Annotated in this window: 1 protein-coding gene; it reads right to left on the bottom strand. The window is 31.0% G+C overall.

Going from position 1 to position 1,941, the window contains the following annotated elements; genetic code table 11:
* Nucleotides 1-419 precede the first annotated feature (419 nt).
* Nucleotides 420-1,646 carry a toll/interleukin-1 receptor domain-containing protein gene (locus ULVI_RS01925; protein ID WP_068589075.1) on the bottom strand — a complete coding sequence of 409 codons (1,227 nt, stop codon included), beginning with the start codon at nt 1,644-1,646 and terminating at the stop codon, nt 420-422.
* Nucleotides 1,647-1,941: the final 295 nt, after the last annotated feature.

Raw genomic sequence — 1,941 nt, forward strand, 5'->3', positions numbered from 1 at the left:
TTCCCGTTTTCAGTAATCCAACAATTGAATTAAATGTACTGTCCAATCAGTTTTATAAGACGTGTTGTATCCATTAAGTTTCCGCTTCCGTTTCGCTGCGAACGATTTTAAGTCAGAAGTTTTATTTAGCGTTCAGATTGCGTGCGGCTTTACAGTTCAGCGTAATCTTTTAGTTTCAGTTGCGAAATGCTTGGAGAATATTACGTCACGGGAGCCATCGTGCATAACGGTTTGTATATGACTCGTAGCGTGTTAAAAGGTACAGACTTTTTGAATTAGCACGAGCAGAAATTTTTACTTTTTGATTTTAATTTTCCGTACAAAAGCCAAATTTAAAAATTTGGCGGATTCCCAAAACCGCCTGAAACTATTGATTTGACGACTACCTAGCTATGAGTTATATACGTTGTTGGCAACAGTTATTCTCTCCTCTTTTTTAACGTGTACATTGTATCCACTATTTCGTCTATGACTTCATTATTTGCGATTTTTTTAGCTTTTTCATAATAGGGAATTGCCTTTTCAAATTCATCCAGTTGAATATCATAGTAATTCCCAAGATTAAGGTAAGCTTCTGCATAATCTGGTTTATATTCAATTGCTTTTTTAAAATGAAAGATGGCTTTTTCTTTATTTTTAAACCCTCTATAAATATTCCCTATATTATTATGTGCTTTCGGTTCTTGCGGATTTATTTTTAATATTTCTAGGTATTGATTTTCTGCCTTTTTCGTTAAGTTTTTTGAAGAGAAAATTAATGCTAAATTTATCCGAGCAATTATAAGATTTGGATTAATTCGAATTGCCGTTTGATAACATTCCATCGCTTTTTTCTCTTGTTTAAATTGTTTGTCATATAAGAAGCCTAAATTATTCCAGCTACTTTCACTATTCGGATTCAATTCGATTGCTTTTTCATAGAAAAATTTTGCCTCTTCCTTTTTAAATAGATTGGCTTTATTATGAGCAATTGAATAATATGCTAACGAACTTTCTCCGAATTTTTCGATATGTTTATCTAAGGCATATTCCTTTATTACTAAATTCTCTATTCTCATTATCAATAATAAATCCAATACAAATGAGATATCTTCAAATCCTAGATATTCTATTATTGATTTATAATTTTCTTCTTTTAATTCTTCTAAAGTAGATGTTTTTAAATCTCCTATTGTTTTAAGAAAACTATCAATAGATGAGTATATTATTTCAATAATTTTTAAATCATTGTAAGAGTCTATTGCACTAGTTACATCTAATTCTTCAAGTTCGGCTTTAAGTAAATCTCTCTTATTTCTCCAGTATTTAATGTATTTGATTCTATCCTGAGCTTTGAATATTATAGGATTATTGATTAAAATTGGTAATATTTTCTCCTTATGATTTTGTTCTTTTAATATTTCAATAGCCTCGAACATACAGTTCTGTGACTTTAAATACTCATCACTTAATAATATAATAGCAAAGTCTGTATTTCTGATACTCTGCATATAATCGGTTAAACTGTCCTTGTATTTTAAAGTAATAGTATCCTTAATCAAGGGGATTCCAATTTCATCAAAATCCTTGGTCAGAAGTGTGGCTTCTTTCTTATTACTCCAAGAGTAGGATAAGAATATTGTAGGTGTTTTATTTTCGCTAGTCACTTTTATGTTCAGTTCTGTTTATTTTAATTGTTGCCAACGGTTGGGCTATGAGGAGTGCGGGAGGAAAGCGTACTTACTTTTCGAACCGTCACGAGCCTAAATCTTTTTGTTTTGTTTTTATTTTTTTTATTTCAAAAGCCAAATTAAAAAGATTTGGCGGTCTTCCAAATATACCTAAACTTTCGATTAAACGATATTGCCCGCATTACTTATAGCCGGTGTTAGCATATTTTGTGACACATGCGAGTAAGCACATACTGTTCCAGTTAAATTGCTACAGCAAAAGTTGCGTATT

Origin of the sequence: Cochleicola gelatinilyticus, from assembly GCF_001637325.1 — a bacterium.
GTDB classification, from domain to species: domain Bacteria; phylum Bacteroidota; class Bacteroidia; order Flavobacteriales; family Flavobacteriaceae; genus Cochleicola; species Cochleicola gelatinilyticus.